Source organism: Micromonospora sp. URMC 103 (genome assembly GCF_051386435.1).
GTDB lineage: Bacteria > Actinomycetota > Actinomycetes > Mycobacteriales > Micromonosporaceae > Micromonospora.
The window spans coordinates 477,869-497,366 of the sequence record NZ_JBPQTR010000003.1; the positions used below are offsets into that span (position 1 = coordinate 477,869).

At 72.9% G+C, this 19,498-nt stretch carries 15 protein-coding genes; 7 read left to right on the top strand and 8 right to left on the bottom strand.

Going from position 1 to position 19,498, the window contains the following annotated elements:
• Window positions 1–26 precede the first annotated feature (26 nt).
• Complete coding sequence (locus ACSNOA_RS02645) at window positions 27–1,724, bottom strand: hypothetical protein (RefSeq protein WP_436655831.1); 1,698 nt, start codon at window positions 1,722–1,724, stop codon at window positions 27–29.
• Window positions 1,725–2,125: 401 nt separating this feature from the next.
• Here ACSNOA_RS02645 and dnaB point away from each other — a divergent pair, with 401 nt between their 5' ends.
• Together dnaB and ACSNOA_RS02655 are read left to right on the top strand one after the other, a co-directional pair.
• Window positions 2,126–3,535, top strand: coding sequence for a replicative DNA helicase (gene dnaB / locus ACSNOA_RS02650; RefSeq protein WP_436655833.1), 1,410 nt, complete (start codon window positions 2,126–2,128; stop codon window positions 3,533–3,535).
• A complete protein-coding gene (locus ACSNOA_RS02655) occupies window positions 3,532–4,473 on the top strand; it encodes a hypothetical protein (RefSeq protein WP_436655835.1) in 942 nt (313 codons plus the stop codon). The genes dnaB and ACSNOA_RS02655 overlap by 4 nt, the downstream gene beginning before the upstream one ends.
• 71 nt (window positions 4,474–4,544) lie before the next feature.
• Here ACSNOA_RS02655 and ACSNOA_RS02660 read toward each other — a convergent pair whose 3' ends face one another.
• The 5 genes from ACSNOA_RS02660 to ACSNOA_RS02680 form a co-directional block, all read right to left on the bottom strand.
• Complete coding sequence (locus tag ACSNOA_RS02660; RefSeq protein ID WP_436655837.1) at window positions 4,545–5,225, bottom strand: maleylpyruvate isomerase N-terminal domain-containing protein; 681 nt, start codon at window positions 5,223–5,225, stop codon at window positions 4,545–4,547.
• Window positions 5,226–5,338: 113 nt separating this feature from the next.
• Window positions 5,339–5,725, bottom strand: coding sequence for a zf-TFIIB domain-containing protein (locus tag ACSNOA_RS02665; RefSeq protein WP_436655839.1), 387 nt, complete (start codon window positions 5,723–5,725; stop codon window positions 5,339–5,341).
• Window positions 5,726–5,744: 19 nt separating this feature from the next.
• Window positions 5,745–6,377 carry a phosphoribosyltransferase gene (locus ACSNOA_RS02670; RefSeq protein WP_436655841.1) on the bottom strand — a complete coding sequence of 211 codons (633 nt, stop codon included), beginning with the start codon at window positions 6,375–6,377 and terminating at the stop codon, window positions 5,745–5,747.
• A 9-nt stretch (window positions 6,378–6,386) separates the two neighbouring features.
• The gene (locus tag ACSNOA_RS02675; protein ID WP_436655843.1) at window positions 6,387–7,778 is read right to left on the bottom strand and encodes a glycosyltransferase family 87 protein; all 1,392 of its coding nucleotides are present in this window, start codon (window positions 7,776–7,778) and stop codon (window positions 6,387–6,389) included.
• Between the two features lie 81 nt (window positions 7,779–7,859).
• Complete coding sequence (locus ACSNOA_RS02680) at window positions 7,860–10,385, bottom strand: putative bifunctional diguanylate cyclase/phosphodiesterase (RefSeq protein WP_436655845.1); 2,526 nt, start codon at window positions 10,383–10,385, stop codon at window positions 7,860–7,862.
• A gap of 522 nt (window positions 10,386–10,907) precedes the next feature.
• Between ACSNOA_RS02680 and ACSNOA_RS02685 the strand changes: the two genes are divergently transcribed.
• From ACSNOA_RS02685 to ACSNOA_RS02705, 5 genes are all read left to right on the top strand, one after another.
• On the top strand, window positions 10,908–14,012 hold the full coding sequence (locus tag ACSNOA_RS02685) for an AfsR/SARP family transcriptional regulator (RefSeq protein ID WP_436655847.1): 3,105 nt from the start codon (window positions 10,908–10,910) through the stop codon (window positions 14,010–14,012).
• Window positions 14,013–14,308: 296 nt separating this feature from the next.
• Window positions 14,309–14,857 carry a cyclic pyranopterin monophosphate synthase MoaC gene (gene moaC, locus ACSNOA_RS02690; RefSeq protein ID WP_436655849.1) on the top strand — a complete coding sequence of 183 codons (549 nt, stop codon included), beginning with the start codon at window positions 14,309–14,311 and terminating at the stop codon, window positions 14,855–14,857.
• Window positions 14,854–15,324, top strand: coding sequence for a MogA/MoaB family molybdenum cofactor biosynthesis protein (locus tag ACSNOA_RS02695; protein ID WP_436655851.1), 471 nt, complete (start codon window positions 14,854–14,856; stop codon window positions 15,322–15,324). Before moaC ends, ACSNOA_RS02695 begins: the two co-directional genes overlap by 4 nt.
• A 136-nt stretch (window positions 15,325–15,460) precedes the next feature.
• The gene (locus ACSNOA_RS02700) at window positions 15,461–16,720 is read left to right on the top strand and encodes a molybdopterin molybdotransferase MoeA (protein ID WP_436655853.1); all 1,260 of its coding nucleotides are present in this window, start codon (window positions 15,461–15,463) and stop codon (window positions 16,718–16,720) included.
• On the top strand, window positions 16,717–17,145 hold the full coding sequence (locus tag ACSNOA_RS02705; protein ID WP_436655855.1) for a molybdenum cofactor biosynthesis protein MoaE: 429 nt from the start codon (window positions 16,717–16,719) through the stop codon (window positions 17,143–17,145). The genes ACSNOA_RS02700 and ACSNOA_RS02705 overlap by 4 nt, the downstream gene beginning before the upstream one ends.
• A gap of 63 nt (window positions 17,146–17,208) precedes the next feature.
• On the opposite strand, the gene ACSNOA_RS02710 is transcribed toward ACSNOA_RS02705, so the two are convergent.
• Complete coding sequence (locus ACSNOA_RS02710) at window positions 17,209–18,651, bottom strand: glycosyltransferase 87 family protein (RefSeq protein WP_436655857.1); 1,443 nt, start codon at window positions 18,649–18,651, stop codon at window positions 17,209–17,211.
• A gap of 215 nt (window positions 18,652–18,866) precedes the next feature.
• Entirely contained in the window at window positions 18,867–19,412 is a 546-nt protein-coding gene (locus ACSNOA_RS02715; RefSeq protein ID WP_436655859.1) for a DoxX family protein, read from the bottom strand.
• Window positions 19,413–19,498: the final 86 nt, after the last annotated feature.

Sequence of the window (19,498 nt, forward strand, 5' to 3'; positions counted from 1 at the left end):
ACCAAGGCAGCGACCCGCCGGGCCGGTCAGCCGATCGGCTGCCCCGTCACCGCGCTGATCATCACGGTGGACAGGCCCCCACCCACCACGGCGGACGCGAGCGCGATGGTGGTGGCACGCCAGGTGGTGCCCACCCGACGCAGCAAAGCGGCGACCACCAGGCTGCTGACCAGCGCCAACCCGAAACGGGGCGCGCCGGCGACGAGCGACCCGAGCGCGTGCGCCCGCGGCGAGTCGCAGCCACCGCCCGTGATGTCCGTGACGCAGCCCGCCGGGGCGCTCGCGTCGAGCGTCAGCAGCCACGCGAAGATCAGCACAGCGGGGATCAGGTAGCAGGCGGCCGTGAGAAGCAGCGGCCGGAACGGCCCACCCGGGTCCGGGTCGAGCAGGTCGTCCTCCAGACGCCGACTCCAGGCGCCCGTCCCCACCCCGTCGAGGCGCCGACGTACGGAAGGTTGCCCGGTGCCCCGCGGAGCGCCGATGGGCGCCGGTCGCCGGGCACTCGGACCGGGCGCGCCGCGCGGCCGAGGCGCCGTGTACGTGACCACGGGCGAGCGCGGCGCCGAGGTCGGCCCGTCCGCCCAGCGGGGGTCGTCCCCCGCCAGCCGGGTGCCCGACCAGAACCCGCCGTCCTCGCCCGACCAGCCCCTGTCCTCGGAGGTCCGCCGAGAACGCGGCGGCTCCGTGCGGTCCCACCGGTCGGCGTCGGCGTACCGGTCCCACTGGCCCGTGCCGTCCGGCTGCTCCCAGCGGCTGGCGGTCTCCGCCTGGTCCCACTGGCCGGTGCCCGCCCACCGGTCCGCCGCGCCCGGCAGGGCGTGAACCCCCGAGGCGTCCCACCGGTCCGTCCCAACGGCCGCCGGCAGGGCATGTGCGCCCGTCGCGTCCCACCCGTCCGGCTCACCGGCTGCCGGCAGCGTGTGCACCCCCGAGGCGTCCCACCGGTCCGACCGGACGGCCGCCGGCCAGTCGTGTACGCCCGAGGCGTCCCAGGGGTCCACTGCCGGCTGGTACGCCGGATCCGGCTCCTCGTCGCGTCGCGCCGTCCGCTCCCACGGATCGACGGCCGGCCGGGACCACGACTCCTCCGCCGCACGCCGGGCCCGCCGGCTCGGGCGGTCCGACTCCGCCCGCGGCGCCGCCTCCCCGCCCGCCGACGACTCGTCACCGCCCGACCAGGTCACCTGCGGCCGGCCGGCGGGCGACCGGCGCGGACGGCGCTCGGCGAACGACCCGGACACCGGCTCGTCCTCCGCCGGGTCGGCGCGCCGGCTGCCCACGTACCCCTGCTCCTGTGGACGGTCGAACGTCCACTCGCCGGTGTGGTCCGAACCGGGACCCGACGTGATCGCCGAAAGCTGGCTACGCCCGGTCTCCCGGACGCGGCCCCGACCGGTCGTCTCGGTGCTGCGCCAATCGGCACCGGTCGTGTCGGTGCTGCGCCAATCGGCTGCCGAGCGGGAGGTGCCCGGCTCGTCGTCGTCCGGCGCGGCGTGCCGGCCACCGCCGTCGGCCCGGCGCACCCCGGAGTCCAACGCCCACCGCGGCAGGTAGGCGTCGACCGACTCCTCCTGCTCCGGGCCCCGCGACCGCCGCCGGCTCGGCGTGCCGTGCCGCTCACCCGGGACGTACGCATCGACCGGAGCGGCGGGCTCGTCCCACGACGAGATCGGCTGACGCGTACGCGGGGTGCCCTCCCCGCGTGCCCAGTCCCGGTAACTCACGGCCGGAGCGTGACCCTTCTCAACACGATGGCGCAATCCGCTGTCCAGGTGTAGCCGTTCGCTGGAGATAGTACGGGACGAAAGACTCAGCGAACCGACCGAAAACTTTCCCTCCACAGGCTGGGGACGGTGTTTTCCCAGCTCAGAAGCGTCGACCGGGCGAATTCCCCAACGGTTGTCCACACCCTGTGCACACGGTGCGCACATGCCCGTCCACCGGCGTCCACAGGTTGTCCCGAGGCTCGTCCACCGGTGGTGTTGAGCCGCTGACCTCGGGGTCCGTATGGTTGGCCACTCGACCGCCCGCGCGATGACCCCCGATCGACCGGCTCGGTCGGCAGAAGTGTCGCACCCGGACGGTAAGGCTGGGGCGAGGATCCGACGCAGCGGAGGGGGGACCCGTGTCGGTCACCGACGACATGCGGGCGGAGCCGCGCGCCGGGGGGCAGCCTCCGGCGCCCGCGCAGCGGGGCGAAGGCCAGTTCGACCGGACCCCGCCGCAGGACGTGGCGGCGGAGCAGTGCGTTCTCGGCGGCATGCTGCTGTCCAAGGACGCCATCGCCGACGTCGTCGAGATCCTCAAGAGCACCGACTTCTACCGGCCGGTGCACGCCACCATCTTCGACACGATCCTGGAGATCTACGGCCGCGGCGAGCCCGCCGACCCGATCACCGTGGCGGCCGCCCTGACCGACTCGGGCGACCTCGCCCGCATCGGCGGCGCTCCCTACCTGCACACGCTGATCGCGAGCGTCCCGACCGCGGCCAACGCGGCCTACTACGCACGGATCGTCAGCGAGCGGGCCATCCTTCGCCGGCTCGTCGAGGCCGGCACCAAGATCGTGCAACTCGGCTACGGCACCGCGAACGGCGGCAGCCGCGACGTGGACGACATCGTCGACCTCGCCCAGCAGGCCGTGTACGACGTCACCGAGCGCCGCGTCAGCGAGGACTTCGCCGTCCTCGCCGACATGCTCCAGCCGACCCTCGACGAGATCGAGGCGGTGGGCGCCCAGGGCGGGGTGATGACGGGCGTGCCCACCGGCTTCACCGACCTGGACCGTCTCCTGAACGGCCTCCACCCCGGCCAATTGATCATCGTGGCCGGCCGGCCCGGTTTGGGCAAGTCGACGGCAAGTATGGACTTTGCCCGAAATGCAGCGATCCGCGCCAACCAGGCGGCCGCGATCTTCTCGTTGGAAATGAGCAAGGTCGAGATCGTCATGCGACTGCTCTCGGCGGAGGCGCGAGTGCCGCTGCACGTGCTGCGCAGCGGCCAGCTCTCCGACGACGACTGGACGAAGCTGGCCCGTTGCATGGGCGAGATCAGCGAGGCGCCGCTCTTCGTCGACGACACGCCGAGCATGAACCTCATGGAGATCCGGGCGAAGGCCCGCCGGCTCAAGCAGCGGCACGACCTAAAGATGATCGTGGTCGACTACCTCCAGCTGATGACCTCGCCCAAGCGCACCGAGAGCCGGCAGCAGGAGGTCGCCGACCTCTCCCGAGGGCTGAAGCTGCTGGCCAAGGAGGTCGAGTGCCCGGTCATCGCGGTGAGTCAGCTGAACCGTGGCCCGGAGCAGCGCACCGACAAGCGACCCCAATTGTCCGATTTGCGTGAATCTGGTTCGATCGAGCAGGATGCCGACGTCGTCATCCTCCTGCACCGCGACGACTACTACGACAAGGAGTCGCCGCGCGCCGGAGAGGCGGATTTCATCATCGCTAAGCACAGGAATGGGCCAACGGATACGGTAACCGTGGCGGCCCAGCTTCACCTGTCCCGTTTCGTCGATATGGCGATCGTGTGACCTCGTCGGCTGGTCGTCTGTCCCCTGCGCAGAGAGAAGACGTTGTTCGCCGTGCAGCCGCAGGTGATTCTCTGACGGAAATCGCCAACTCCTATGGGGTGACACGCCAAGCTGTTCGTGGTCTGCTGCGTCGTCGTGGCGTGCCGGCCCGTGTCATCGGAAAGCTGACCGAAACCCAACGGTCAGAGTTGATTCAGCAGTATTTGAACGGGATGACGATAGGCCAGCTCTCAACTGTTTATGAAGTAACCGAGCCTGCGGTCCGTGGGCTCTTGCTTCGTCGCGGCGTCGCGCTCCGCCGAGTCATCCGGACGCTGCGCCATGACGCCTTCGACCGACTGACACCTGACGCCTGCTACTGGATCGGCTTCCTGTTCGCAGATGGCTGTATCAGCTACCGACCAGGACACATACCTCAGATTTCGGTGGCGCTAGCGGAGAGGGACCGGCAACACCTGGTTTCACTACGAGACTTCCTGGGATCGACCAGCAAGATTTCGGAAACGTCACCCACCCACAAATCCTGTCAATTCTCTGTTCGATCGCTTCGGTTGGCCGACCGGTTGACCGGAATGGGCCGATACGAGGGGCCGATTGACGAGCGGCTCCGCGGCTCACGGAACTTCTGGCGTGGCGTTGTGGACGGAGACGGGTCAATTGGTTCCTATAAGCGGTCCGCGTCGAGCTCGCGCACCACTCCTCAATTCCGTCTGGTCGGCTCGCGACGACTGCTGGATGAATTTGTCCGGTTTATCGATTTACATGAACTGGCAAGGCTCTCGGTTCGGCCACACAAGACGATTCACACGGTAGGTACGACAGGTAGGCCCGCGAGGGCCATCGTTTCGCTGCTCTACACAAACGCCACCACCGCCCTGCGGCGGAAGGCGAAAATAGCCGAGTGGATTCTGGCTGACGAACGGGCCGTTAGCCGCTGAACTCCGCTGTTTGCTCGACATGCACCGGGATCCACGCGAGGCGAGTGCCTCTTGTTTGCATTTGGCGACGGTCAGCCGAGCAGCGGGAACCAGCCCGCGACCTCGCCGAGGTCTCGCCGGTCCCGCTCGGTGAGCGGAAGGCGGCCGGTCCCCTTCAACAGGAACTCCTCGTCGTCCCAGCTCGCCGGCCGGACGGCCTCGTCGCTGAGCAGCCCGTCGAGGGTGGCCGTGGCGACCGCGGTGGCGAGCGGCCCCGGGCCCGGCGCGTCCGGCAGGTCCACCACCAGGTCGAGGTGGTGGACGACCGCCTCGGTGGTGAGAGTGGCGAGGAAGTCCGGCACCCGCAGCACGTGCCCCTGGGTGGCCACGAATCCGGACGGGTCGGCCGCGGCGGCCGCGCGTACGGCGGCGGGCGCCGTGTCGCACCAGTAGCGCACCACGCCGGAGGGGCGGTCGAAGGCGGCGGCGGAGCGGCGGATCCATCGGGCGTGCGCCGCCCCCGCGTCCCCGTCGTCGAACGGCGCCGCCTGCCAGTAGCTGACGTCGTCCACATCGGCCGGGCCGGGAGCGGGGCTGGCCAGCGCCACGAGCGCCCGTTGCGCGTCGGCGAGCACGTGGAGCAGCAGGTCGTCCACGAGCCAACCCCGGCACCGGGTCGGTCTTTGCAGGTCGGCGTCGGTCAGGTCCGCGACCACGGTCGTGATCCCCTGGTACGCCTCGGCCAACGCGTCGTGCTGCCGAACGGCGGTCATGGGGAGCAGCTTCCCACGAGCGGGCGCCGGCGGCACGAAGCGCGGGCCGGCGGCCCCACGCCAGGGCCGGCCCGGCGGGTGCCGGGCCGGCCGTCGGACGCGGTGGTCGGGTCTCAGCCGAAGAAGTCGTCGAGGAAGCTCTTGTGCTTCTTACGCCGGTAGTGCCCGTGGTAGCCGTGGTGCTGCTGGCCGTGGCCGTACGCCGGGGCCGGCGGGTAGCCGTGCGCGGGCGGTGGCGGTGGGGGCACGGCGCCGTAGCCCGGCTGGTGCGGCGCGGGCGCCGGGGGCGGAGGCGGGAATCCGCCGGGCTGGTGCGCGGGCTGGCCGGCCGGTGTGGCGGCCTGCTGGCGGCTCCAGTTCGCCTCCGCTTCGAACAGCTTCTCCAGTTCGCCGCGGTCGAGGAAGATCCCTCGGCACTCGCCGCACTGGTCGATGACGACGCCGCTGCGCTCGTACTGGCGCATTTCTCCATGACACTTGGGACAGGTGAGGCTCATCACCCGACGGTACCCGGTCGTGTCACGCGGTAGCCGTCAACGTGTCGGTGACCTCCTCGTCGCTCACCTCGTGGAAGTCGTCGTAGTAGGTGCTCACGGCCATGAACTCCGGTGGGTGCTGGGCGCAGACGACCTGGTCCGCCTCGGCGGACAGCATCTCGTACGCCTCCTGCGAGCCGACCGGCACGGCGACGATCACGCGGCGGGCGCCGAGCTGGCGGGCGACCTGCACGGCCGCGCGGGCGGTGGCGCCGGTGGCCAGGCCGTCGTCCACGATCACGGCGGTGCGGTCGGTGAGGTCCAGCGGCGGACGTCCGGCGCGGTAGAGCTGCTCGCGACGCTCCAGTTCGGTCTGCTCGCGCTGGTTGACCTCGGCGATCTCGTCCGAGCCGAGCCGGCTCGCGACCTGCTCGTTGAGCACCTGCACCCCGCCGGGGCCGAGCGCGCCGAAGGCGACCTCCCGGGCCCAGGGCATGCCGAGTTTCCGGATCACCAGCACGTCCAGCGGGGCGCCGAGGCGTTCAGAGACCACCTGCGCCACCGGTACGCCGCCGCGTACCAGGCCGAGGACGATGACGTCCGGTTCGCCGATGAGTGCGGTGAGCCGGTCGGCGAGCACCCGGCCCGCCTCGGCGCGGTCGCGGTAGGTCGTCATGCCTCAGGTCTACGCCCTGCCGGGTGTCACCGCCGGCCAGTTGCCGGAATGGGCCGGCTCGGCGGTTTCCCGGGTCGGGTCGCCGGCGTCCTCGGTGTCGCGCAGGGCGGGTGCCCAGGCGAGCAGGGCGAGCGGGTAGAGCAGGTAGCCGAACCGTGTCGAGGGCATCAGCGCGATCGCCGCGAGCAGCCCGTACCCGCAGATCAGCGCCGTGGCGGCGGCCGTGCGTGGTGGGCGGCGGGCGAGCCGGACGGCGATCGCGGTGCCCACCACGACGAGCAGCGCGGCGGCGATCAGCCGGCCGCCGGGCAGGCCGGTGGCGATCAGGTGCCCGGGGAACGGCGACTGGGCCGGGCTGGTCACGAGGCCGTGGCCGAGGGGGAAGCGGAGCACGTTCTCCACGAGGGCGTCCCGGTCGACCAGCAGGACGGGCAGCAGGGCCGCCACGGGGAGCCCGACGGCGCCGGCGGCGACCCGGATGCCGGCCCGGCGGGTGAGGCCCCAGACGACGAGGACCAGGGCGACCGGCCAGGCGAAGAGCTTGAGGGCGCCCGCCAGGCCGACCGCGACGCCGGCCCGTCCGGGTCGGCCGGCGGCGGCGAGGGAGAGCGCCAGCAGGCAGAGCGCGAGTACGGGAAGGTCGTCGCCGCCGGTGGCGAGGGTGAGGGCGCAGATCGGCAGGACGGTGGCGGCCTGTACGCCGCGCAGCAGGGCGGCGCCACGGCGTGCGGGAAGGTCGCCGGAGATCTCGGGCGCTGCCGGCCGGCCGGTGGCCGGGACGCGGCCGGCCCGAGCGCGCAGTGCGGTGACCGCGAGGGCGAGCGCGAGCGCCGTGCCCACGGCGAACCAGACGCGGGCGTCGGTCCACCAGCCGGTGGCGACCGCGCGGGGCAGGCCGAAGACCGCCATGCCCGGCTGGTACGGGGTGTAGCCGAGGAGCCGTTCGTCGGGAGGCAGGGCCGCGATGGCGTCGTGGCCCAGGTACGGGGTGCCGTGTTCGACGAGCCGGGTGCCGGCGTGCTCGACGACGAGCACCTCTTCCTGGGCCCGGTCGGTGCGGCCGGTGGCCCGCTCGACACTCTGGCGTACGAGCGGCAGCAGCGTGGCGGTCGCCCAGGCGAACGCGGTCACCGCCCACCGTGCCGGCAGCCCGGCGAGCGGGGAGCGCGGGTCACGGCGGTGGATCAGCAGTTGGGCGGTGACGGCCAGCGCGGCGACGAGGTAGCCGATGGCGGCGGTGCCGCCCCACGCCCGGTGCGGGAGCAGCGTCGAGGTGTACGCGGTGATCGCCGCGAAGCCGGCGGACACGGCGTACAGGAGGAGGTCCAGGGCGAGACCGCCGGCGGCGGCGTCGACGGCCCGCCAGCTCCGTCGACGGGTGGGCGGGGCTGCGGCGGTCACGCCGGCAAGTGTGGCAGATCGTGGTGGCGTCGGAACCGGCCCGCTTGCGCGGGAATCCCGTCGATCCGGAGCGCGGCCGTGTCAGGCGGGCTGGTGCGGCAGCCGCTCGCGGTTGCGGCCGCCGGCGCGCCGGCCGAGGCGGATGACGGCGCCGGCGTCGTGGAGCGGCGGGGCCAGGGTGCCTGGCTTGCCGCCGGCGCCGCGGTGCAGGGTGGCGAGGAGCGTACCGGCGGGCATGGGACGGGCGAAGAGGTGGCCCTGGCCGGCCACGCAGCCCAGCTCCCAGAGTTGCCGGCGCTGCGGCTCGCTCTCCACGCCCTCCGCCACCACCGCGAGGTCGAGGCTGCGGCCGAGGTCGAGGGTGGAGCGGATGACGGCGGCGGCCTCGGCGGACGTGTCCATGGCGGTCACGAAGCTGCGGTCGATCTTCAGCTCGTGGACGGGGATACGGGAGAGCAGGCTCAGGGACGAGTAGCCGGTGCCGAAGTCGTCGAGGGCGAGCCGTACGCCCTCGTCGCGGAGCCGGCTGAGGACGCGGTCGACCACGTCGAGCTGGCTGAGCGTGAGGGTCTCGGTGAGTTCCAGCACCAGCCGGTCCGGGGGGAGGTCGTGGGCGCGGAGCCGGGCCAGCACCGAGCCGGGGAACCGGGCGTCGAGCAGGCTGCGGGGGGAGACGTTCACGGCGATCGGTACGTCGAAACCGGCCTCCCGCCAGGTCTTGGCGGCGATCAGCGCCTGGTCGAGGATCGCCTCGGCGAAGGCCGGCAGCAGGCCGGAGCGCTCCACGGCCTCCAGGAAGCGCAGGGGATCGATGAGGCCGTGCGTGGGGTGGTGCCATCGGGCGAGCGCCTCGGCGCCGGTGATCTCGCCGGTGCCCAGGTCGACGATGGGCTGGAAGTTCACCGTGAACTCGTGGTCGGCGACCGCGCGCGGCAGCTCCCCGCCGAGGGTGAGCCGGCCGACGTCGGCGGTGTCGCGGGTCGGTGCGTACGTGGAGATGCGCTGGCCGGCCCGCTTGGCCTGGTACATGGCCACGTCGGCGCGGCGGAGCAGCTCCGGCATGCCGCCGCTGGCGGGCGCGGCGGCGATGCCCCCGCTCGCTTCGACGCTGATCCGCAGCCCGTCCAGGTCGAACGGCTCGTGCAGGGCGGCGAGCAGGCCCTCGGCCCGGTGCGCGGCGACCGCGGGCGCCGGCAGGTTGCGCAGGAGCACGGCGAACTCGTCGCCGCCCAGCCGGGCCACCAGGTCGGTGGGCTGTGCCGCCTCGCGCAACCGTTCGGCGACCCCGACCAGCACCTGATCGCCGGCGGCGTGGCCGAGCGTGTCGTTGATTTCCTTGAAGTGGTTCAGGTCGATCAGCACCAGCGCCGTCACACCGTCGGCGTGCCGGGCGCTGAGCTGCTCGGTGCCCTCGTCCAGGAGGTGCCGCCGGTTGGCCAGGCCGGTCAGCGCGTCGTGGCTCGCGGCGTGCGCGTGGTCCTCGGCGACGCGGGCCAGTTCCGCGTAGGCCTGGGCGTTGCGCACGGCCGTGCAGAGGGCCGAGGCGAAGGTCCGCAGCGTGTAGCTCTCCCGCTCGGAGAGCTGCACCGGCCCGTGGAACCGCAGCCGCAGCACGCCGACGTCGACGGCGCGGTCGTGTCCTTCGAGGGGTGCCGGGACCACCGTGCCGTCGACCGCGGTGGCCCGCCCGCCGGGCCCGTCGTACGTGACGGTGCCGGCGCCGTCGCCGCGTACCGTCCGGTTGCCGTCGCGCAGCTCGATCTCGACCTCGTCGGCGGAGAAGAGTTCGGCGGCCTGGGTGACGGCGGTGGTGAGGACCTTGTCGAGGTCGACCACGTTGAGCGCGTCGGTGGCACGTGCCAGGCGCTGCCAGGCCTTCTGTTCGGTGCGTCCCCGCACGCGGGTCGAGTAGGCGAGGTGGAGGCTGAGGACCAGGGGCGGCACGGCGACCAGGAGGCGGGGATCCGCTTTGAGGATGAGCAGTGTGCAGACCGCGACCACGAACCGCACCCCGAAGCCGGTCAGGCGGAGGTCGAGGTTCGTGAGGAAGTGGCGGGAGACCCCGGTGCGCGAGGCCAGCGCGATCACCGGGATCGCGAGGAAGTCGTCCAGGAGCGCGGCGACCAGGTAGATCAGGGCGAGGAGCCCGAGGGTGGTGCCCAGGTCCGTCGGTCCCGAACGCCAGGCGACCGCGGCGGCGACCGCTCCCGCGCCGCCGGCGACCAGGACGTTCTTGGCGACGGCGAACGCCGTCTTGATGGGCGGCAGGTGCAGCAACCAGGCTGCCGTGGCCATGCCCAGGGCGGTGCAGAGGACGACCCAGGAGACGGGGGCCACGGAGAGCCCGACGACGATGGCCGTCTCGGTCCAGGAGATCGCGTGGGTGCTGGACCGGATGCGGACCGGCGCCTTGACGATGGCGGCGATGGCCACCATGAAGATCAGCGTGATGGCGGTGGCGACGTCGTTGACGGAGGCCGGACCGTGGCGGGTCGCGGCCACGATCGCGGCGGCGCCCACACCGGCCGCCAACACGGCGACGAGACCGACAAGCGCCGTGAGGCGCCGATCGGTCTCATTGCCACGTCGTTCAGCAGCTCGGCTCACACGACTCCTGGCAAGCCATTGGGCAGTCGGTTGCTGATCAGCAGCGTATCTCGGAGCCGTCACACATGGGAGTGTCGATCAGTACCACTCGCTACCGCGCATGACTCACTCCTCTCACTCCGCGCCCGAAGGAGTTCTCCCAATTGGGAACCCCGCTTCTGAGGAGGGAGCTTAGGAGTGATCCGAGATGATTAGAAGCAAATAATGTCGGTATGCGCAACATTAGCTAATACGAAAGGGTTTGTTACGTTCTGTCTACCTCCCCTGTGCGGAGAGGGGTCGAACGTATTCGACGCGCATCCGGACCGTGACGCGTCCGTCGAGAGGCACTTTGCCGCCCCACCCAGATTCTGACGGTTGCACGCCGCGGCCTCATCCCTAGTTCGGTCGGTAACCGGCCCGAGTGGTGTCAGCCATTGACGACCGCCGGGGCCTGGGTACGTACTCACCAGCCCACGGTCCGCCTAAGCTGCACATCGTGACGGCTCGAATACCTGTGCCTGGGCGAGGTTAGACAAGCTCGTGGAGATTCGTGTACTCGGCGACTTCGTCGTGCAACTTGCCGGACACAGACTGCACCTGGGAACGCCGAAGCAACGTGCCGTTCTCGCGTTACTTACCGTTCACGCGGCTCACCTTGTCACCGTCGAGGAACTGATTGACGAACTGTGGCCGGAGGTCGCTCCGCCTTCCGCGGGCGCGAACGTCCGCAGCTACGCGGCGAATCTGCGCCGGATATTCGAAACGGCAGGTCACCGGATCCTCGTACGCCAGGGCGCCAGCTACCGGCTCGACCTCGACCCGGACCGGATCGACCTGCGGTGCTTCGAGACCGAGCACCGCCGGGCGCAGGACGCGCTCCGGCGTGGTGATGGGGACCTGGCCGGCCGGCTGCTCACCGCCGCCGTCGCTCGCTGGCACGGGGCCATGCTCGGCGGCGTCCCGCTCGGGCCGGCGCTCACCGCACGCGTCACGGCCGCCCACGAGGAGCGCCTACTGGCCACCGAGTCGCTGGCGGGCGTCCGTATCGACGCCGGACGGCCGGAACTCGCCATCCCGATGCTCCGGGAACTGATCGCCCTGCACCCGCTCCGCGAGTCCGCGTACCTGCTCCTGATGCGGGCGCTCTACCGGCACGGTGACCGGGCGGGGACCATCGCCGCGTTCGACGCCGCGCGCGCGGCGTTACGCGCCGACCTCGGGATCGAACCGGGTCTCGCGCTCCGACGCCTCCGGCAGGCCGTCGACGCGGGCGCCGACACCGCCGCCGACCGTCCCACCCCGCCGCCGGCCCCGGCGGTGGCCGGCCTTGTCCGCGGTGGTTCGCGCGCTCGGCGGACTCTCCCACCACCCCACGCCGTGGACCGGCTGCCGCGATCGGTCACGGACTTCGTCGGACGGGACGAGGCCGTCGAGCGGTTGCTGGCCGAGACGCGACGCGTGGAGGCGCGGACGTCCGCGGTCCACCTCATCGACGGCATGGCGGGAAGTGGAAAGACCACGCTCGCCGTCCACGTGGCGCGGCGCCTCGCCGACCGCTACCCCGACGGCCAGCTGTACCTCGACCTGTGCGGGCACGGCGAGACGCCCGCCCTCGACCCGTCCGCGGCCCTCGTCAGCCTGCTCCGGCAGTTGGGCGTCCCCTCCGGTCGGCTCATGTCCCATCCGGACGAGCGGGTCGAGCTGTGGCGGCGCGAGCTGGCGGCGCGCAGGGTCGTGGTCGTCCTGGACAACGCCGAGAGCAGCGCCCAGGTCCTTCCGCTGCTGCCGACGGCTCCGGGCTCCGTGATCCTGGTGACCTCGCGGCGTCGGCTCGCCGAACTCGACGTGGGACCGCCGGAATCCCTGTCGGTGATGTCGCTGCCCGAAGGGCTCGCGCTCCTCGCCGCGAGTGCCGGGCGGCAGCGCGTGGAGGAGGAGCCGGAGGCCGCCGCCGAGGTCGTACGTCGGTGCGGGTTCCTGCCGTTGGCCATCAGGCTCGCCGGCTCGCGGCTGGCGCTCCGGCGGACCCGCCGGATGGCCGACCTGGCGCGGCTGCTCGCGCCCGACGCGCCGGTGTTGGAGCAACTCGACGTGGGCGAGCGCTCCCTGGCGAGGGCGTTCACGGCGTCCTACGAGCCGTTGGACGAGGCCGCGAAACAGGTGTTCCGCCTGATGAGCGTGCACGCGGGGCACCACACCGCGACGACCGTCGCCGCCGTCGCCGACCTGCCGCTCGCCACGGCGAGCCGGGTGCTCGACGAACTGGTGGACCACCACCTGGTCGAGGAGACCGCGGGTGGGCGGTACCGGTTCCATGACCTGGTCCACCGGTACGCGCGGAACCTCTGCCGGGACGCGGACGCCGCGGAGGTCCGGCGGGCCGCGGTGGTCCGGTTGCTCGACGCGACCCTGCACCACCTCATGGCGGCCGCGGCCGAACTGCACGAGGTGGTCGACGTCCGCGCGGAGATCGGCCTCGGCGAACCCCTGCGGCCGGACCTGCTCACGAGGAGCGACCTGCCCGGCGTCGAGTGGATCGAGCAGGAGCGCGAGAACCTCGTCCTGCTGGTGCGGCTCGCGGCCGACGAGGGTCTCCACGCCTACGTCTGGCGGCTGGCCCGGCTGTCGTGGCGCTTCTGCCACGTCCGGGGCTACTTCGACGACATCCGCACCACCCACGCCCTCGGCCTGGCGTCGGCCGAGGCCCTGGCGGACCGGTCCGCGATTGCGGTGATGTCCAACTACCTCGCCTCCGCCCTCGTGAAGACCGGGTCGTACCGCGAAGCGTCCCGCCACCTCGACCGCGCCGTGGCGCTCGCGAGGGAGGTCGGTGACCGTCGTCGACTCGCCCAGTTCCGCGGCAACCTCGTCGTGGTCGCCTGGCTGCGGGGGGACCTGGAGGAGGCCGTGACGATCGGCGTGGAGAGCATGCGCGAGCGGGACCTGTACGACGAGAGCGTCGTGCCGCTGGTGCTGACGAACCTGGGCATCGCGTTGACGAGCCTCGGTCGCTACGACGAGGCGACCAGGGTTCACCGGCAGCATCTGTTCCGGGCCCGGGTCAGCGGCGACGACTACCAGATCGCGAACGCGCTGAGCCACCTCGCCGCGGTGACCACCGCTGTCGGCCGGTACGACAAGAGCATCCGCCTGCTGAGGGCCTCCCTCAGGCTCTTCGCGCGTACCGGGCATCGCTACGGCCAGGCCGAGACGCGGAACGCGCTGGGTGTCGCCTACCGGGGCCTGGGCCGGCTGGACGAGGCGCGACGGCAGCACGAACTGGCACTCGAACTGGCCGCCGACTCCGGTGAGGTGCACGCCCAGTGCTCGGCGCTCAACGACCTGGGTCGCACGCTGTCGGTGCGGGACGCGGGTGAGCAGGTCGTCGAGGCTCACCGTCGGGCGTTGGAGCTCGCCACCCGGTTCGCGCACCCGTACGAGCAGGCACGGGCGTTGGCCGGGCTGGCCGAGCACCACGCGCGCACCGACCCGGTCGAGGCACGACGGCACTGGGAGCGGGCGCTGGCCATCTTCCGTCGGACCGGTGTCCCGGAACGCTTCGAGGCGGAGCGCCGCCTCGCGGAGCTGGCACCGCCGCCGGAACCGGGCCCGCCATCCGCCGGTGGACGGCGCACCGCCCGTTGACCTGCGGCTCGGTCCCTTATCGATTTCTTATCGCCACCGCCGCTAACGTCCGTGCCGTACCGGCGAACGGGGGAGGTTCTGGCCTTTGTCAGAGCCGGGTCGCCGGCTTCGCCCGCCGTACCGGTCCCCCCAGCGACTGATCGGCGGGAAGGTGGGAGGAGCGCGCCTCCGGTGCTGCCGTGCGGCCAGCAGCTCGCACGTCCGCGCCGGCGTCGCTCCTCCCACCGCCGACCGCCGCCGTCGTCGTCGGGCGAGCACGTCCCCGTCCGTCGTACCCGGAGGATAGGCTCGCGGCCGTGACCGAATCCGCGCAGCGGACCGAGCCCGCGCAGCTCAGCCACCACCCCGCGCAGCTCAGCCACCCCGCGCAGCTCAGCCACGTCGACGCCGCCGGCGCGGCCCGCATGGTCGACGTGTCGGCCAAGGCGGTGACCGGCCGGTCGGCGGTCGCCGCAGGCCGGCTGCGGACCACGCCCGAGGTGATCGACCTGCTGCGCCGCGACGGGCTACCGAAGGGCGACGCGCTGGCCGTCGGGCGTCTCGCCGGCATCATGGGCGCCAAGCGCACGCCCGACCTGATCCCGCTGTGCCACCCCATCGCGCTGCACGGCGTGACCGTCGACCTCGGGCTCACCACCGACACCGTCGAGATCACCGCCACCGCGCGCACGGCCGACCGGACGGGCGTGGAGATGGAGGCGCTGACCGCGGTGGCGGTCGCCGGTCTCGCCCTGATCGACATGGTCAAGGCGGTCGACCCGGCGGCCTCCGTCGAGGCGGTACGGGTGCTGCGCAAGGAGGGCGGCAAGACCGGCGAGTGGGTCCGTCCGGAGGACCGGCCGTGATCCGCGCCCGCGTGATCGTGGCCTCCAACCGGGCCGCCGCCGGCGTCTACGCCGACACCAGCGGTCCACTGCTCGTCGCCGGCCTGCGCGAGCTGGGGTGCGAGGTCGACGAGCCGGTCGTGGTGCCCGACGGCGAGCCCGTCGGCGACGCGTTGCGGGCCGCCTCGGCCGACGGGGTCGACGTCGTGTTGACCAGCGGCGGCACCGGCATCACCCCGTCCGACCGGACGCCCGACGTGACCCGCGCGCTGCTCGACTACGAGATCCCCGGCATCGCCGAGGCGATCCGTGCGCACAGCCGCGACCGTGTCCCGACCTCGGCGCTCTCCCGGGCCCTGGCCGGGGTCGCCGGCCGCATGCTGGTGGTCAACCTGCCCGGCTCCACCGGCGGCGCCCGCGACGGGCTCGCCGTGCTCGGGCCGATCCTCGCCCACGCCGTGGACCAGCTCCGCGGGGGCGACCACTGAGCGCGGCTCGCGGGCCAGTTCCGCGGCGGCGACCACTGAGCGCGGCTCCGAGCGGGCGACCGCCGGACGCGTCCCGTCGCCACCCTGCCCGGCGACTGGCCCGGCGCGCCGGTCGCCGCCCCGATAGGCTCGGCCGGTGAGCACGGAAACCGCACCGGCGGCCGAGCGCGCCGCCGCGCCGCCGCCGGCCGTCTGGGCGGAGGCGCGTTCCCGGGTGTACGCGGCCGGCCTCGCCGCCGCGCTGCCCTCCGCCGCCCGGCCGCTCGCCGGGACCGACGGGCTGACCCTCGCCGAGCCGCTGACCACCCGCACCGACCTGCCCGCGTTCCCCACCTCCAGCGTGGACGGCTGGGCGGTGCGGGGCGCCGGCCCCTGGCGTGTCGTCGGCCGGGTCCTGGCCGGCGGGACGCCGCCACCGCTCACCGAGGACGGCACCACCGTCGAGATCGCCACCGGCGCGATGGTCCCCGAGGGCAGCACGGCGGTGCTGCGGGTCGAGGAGTCCGACCGGACGCCGGACGGCCGGGTCACCGGCACGCCACGGCCCACGCCGGAGTGGCGGGAGCCGGGTGAGGAGGCGTACGCCGGGGAGGAGCTTCTTCCCGCCGGGACGCCGGTGGACCCCGCGGTGATCGGCCTGGCCGCCTCCTGTGGACACGACACCCTGCCGGTCCGGCGCGCGCCGCGGGCCGCGCTGCTGGTCTTCGGCGACGAGCTGCTGACCGCCGGTCCGCCCGCCGCCGGGCGGGTCCGGGACGCGCTCGGCCCGGCGCTGCCGGCCTGGCTGCGCCGGTACGGCTGCGAGGTCCGGCCCTCCGACGTGATCGGCCCGGTCGAGGACACGCTTCCCGCGCACGTCGCCGCCCTGCGCGCCGCGCTGACCGACGCCGACCTGGTCTGTACGACCGGCGGCACCATGCACGGCCCGGTGGACCACCTGCACCCCGCGCTGGCCGAGGTCGGCGCCGACTACGTGGTCAACACCGTGGCCGTGCGGCCGGGTTTCCCGATGCTGCTGGCCCGGCTCACCGGGCCGGACGGGCGACCCCGCTTCGTGGCCGGCCTGCCGGGCAATCCCCAGTCGGCGATCGTCGCGCTCGTCTCCCTGGTCGCCCCGCTGCTCGCGGGCCTGCAGGGCCGCTCGATGCCGACGCTGCCGCACGCCACCCTGGCCGAGCCGGTGCCCGGGCGGGGCGACTACACGCACCTCGCCCTGGTCCGGTTGGACCGGGTGGCCGGCACGGCCCACCCGGTGCGGCACGTCGGCTCGGCGATGCTGCGTGGGCTGGCCGGCGCGGACGGCTTCGCGGTGATCGCCCCGGGCGTCACCGGCGAGCCGGGATCACGCGTGCCGGTGGTGCCGCTGCCGCTGCTCACCGGGGAGCGGCCGTCATGACCGCCCCGGCGCTCGCGCTCGGCGAGGTCACCGACCGGCCGCTCGACCTGGCGGCCCACGAGGCCGCGGTCGCCGACGCGCGGGCCGGCGCCGTGGTCTCCTTCCAGGGCGTCGTCCGCGACCACGACCATGGCCGGGCCGTCACCAGTCTCGAGTACGAGGGGCACCCGACCGCCGAGCGGATCCTGCGCGAGGTCGCCGCGGAGATCGCCGCCGACCCCGACGTGTACGCGGTCGCCGTGTCGCACCGGGTCGGTCCACTGGCGATCGGCGACGTGGCCCTGGTCGCCGCCGTCAGCACCGCGCACCGGGCCGCGGCGTTCGTGGCCTGCGCGCGCCTGGTCGACGAGGTCAAGGCGCGGCTGCCGATCTGGAAGCGCCAGGTGTTCGCCGACGGCACCGAGGAATGGGTCAACTGCCCCTGACGCACGGCGGCCCGCCGCGCTGGGGAACGCTGCGGGCCCGCCGCCGGGGCAAGGGGCGGCGGGTCAGCGACGTGCGGCGGCCGGCATCCGGCCCATGCGGTCGGCGTAGAAGGCCGGCTCGGCGCCGGGCCGCCACGGCAGCGCGGCGACCAGCACGATCAGGGCCAGGGCCAGCGAGTTCTCCATGAGCGCGCCGAAGAGACCGTCCTGGTAGTGGGACACCTCCGGCAACTGGTGCTCGTACGGCCAGATCGGCGAGACGAGGAACAGCAGGTAGAGCCCCACGGCGGCCACGCCGTGCCGCAGCCCGGTCAACGTCGGGTACCAGATCGGCGGGCGCAGCCCGTTCACCCCTGGCAGCCCGCCGAACGGCGCGGAGGCCCCGTTGCGGTGCGCCAGCCCGCGGCTCGCCTCGCGGCGGCGGACGGCGGCGTCGGCCAGCACGATGATCGCCGGGATCACCCACACGAGGTGGTGCGTCCAGGAGATCGGGCTGATCACGTTGGCGGTGAGCCCCACCAGCGTGAACGCGGTCAGCTCGTCACCGTCGGCGTGCGAGTTGGCGGCCCGGGACAGCCCGAGAGCCAGCACCAGCACGGAGAACGAGAGCCAGAGCAGGCCGGGCGTCTCGATCGAGTCGTACAGGCGGGCCAGCAGCCCGGCCAGGGACTGGTTCGGCGTCATGTCGGCCGCGCCGACCCGCTCGGTCTGCCAGAGCACGCTGCTGAAGTACGTGCGGGACTCGGCCCCGACCAGCGCGAACGAGCCGAGCGTGACGCCGATCGTGGTGCCTGTCGCGGTGACCGCCGCCCGCCACTGGCGGGTGATCATGAGGTAGACGATGAAGAGCGCGGGAGTCAGCTTCACGGCGGTGGCGAGGCCGATGCCGGCGCCGGCCCACGCGCCGCTGTAGACGAAGCGCAGCAGCGGGCCGTCCCCGGCGCCGGCGTGGGTGCCCCGGCGGGAGCGCCAGCGCAGCCCGATCAGGTCAGCGATGATCAAGGCGAAGAGCAGGACGTTCACCTGGCCGTAGCCGAGCGTCTCGCGGACCGGCTCGATGGCGGCGGCGAGTGGCACGGCCAGGGCCACCGTGAACCACAGCGGCCACGCGAGCCGGTCGACGATCGGGCGGAGCAGGCCGGCGAGCACGACCGCCAGCGCCGCGAGGCTGGCCAGCGCGTTGACGAGACCGGCGGCCTCGACCGGCAGATGGGCCATCGGCAGCATGACGAGGCCGGCGAACGGTGGGTAGGTGAAACCCAGCGTCGTGTCCGGTGCGACGAACGCGTACAGCTCGTGTCCGGTCGCCCACCACACCACCGCGCCGTGGTAGATCTTCATGTCGAAGAAGTTGTACGGCCGCCCGAAGATGCCGACGGCGAGCCATGCGGCGTAGGCGACGGCGGCCACGACGCTGGCCCGTACGACCGTCCTGCGATCGATCCCACTCGTCACGCGTCGGACTGTGGCGAGGCGGTCCGTCCGTCTCCCGACGGTCGCCGGCATGGCGTCGCCACCCCCGTACCAAGCTCGTCCTACCCGTCCAGGTCCCGCACGGAGCCTAGAACGGCGCCTCACGTTAGTGCCTCCCGCGTTATGCGACCGTGTCCGATCCCACACATGTTTTTGACATTTCCACCGCGTTAACGCCTACCGGGTGGTTCAGGTGATTCGCGGTGTTGCGAGGGGCGAGGCGCGTCGGAACGAGGGATAGAGGCAGGTCAGCCGGGGAGTCGGCGGGCGGTGCTGGCGGCGCGGGTGGCGATCCGGGCCTCCCGGCGGGCGGTGCGGACGGCCCGCGTCACCGAGCGTCGAGAGTGGCCGATGCGATGACCGGCGCGCCAGCGCAGGCCCGGCTTTCCCTCCGTGTCGGCGGCGGCGAGCAGCAGCCCGCCGAGGAGACCCAGGTTCTTGAGGAAGTGCACCTGGTTGTTGTTCCGCGCGACCGGGTCGTCGTTGTTCCAGAAGGGATGCCCGGCGAAGGTGGTGGGCACCAGCGTGCCGGCCAGCACGAGGGCGGACGGGCGGGTGAGCTTCCCGGTCGCGAACATCAACCCGACGCCCACCTGGACCGCCGCGTTGGCCCGGATCAGCGTCGCGGTGTCCGTCGGGATGCGCGGGTTCGCCCGTTGGAGCAACGGCGTCACCCGATCGGTGACCGGCTTGGCCGCGGGCACCAGCCGCTCGGGGTTCATGAAGTTGCGGTACCCGCTGAACACGAAGATGCCGCTCAGCATGGCCCGGGCGAGGGAGCGTACGGGTTTCATGGCTCAGTCATACCCCTTCGCGAGGCCGGCCACCCCTGCAACCGCCGATCCGCTATCGGTGAGTGTGCACGTGACGCCACGCCGAA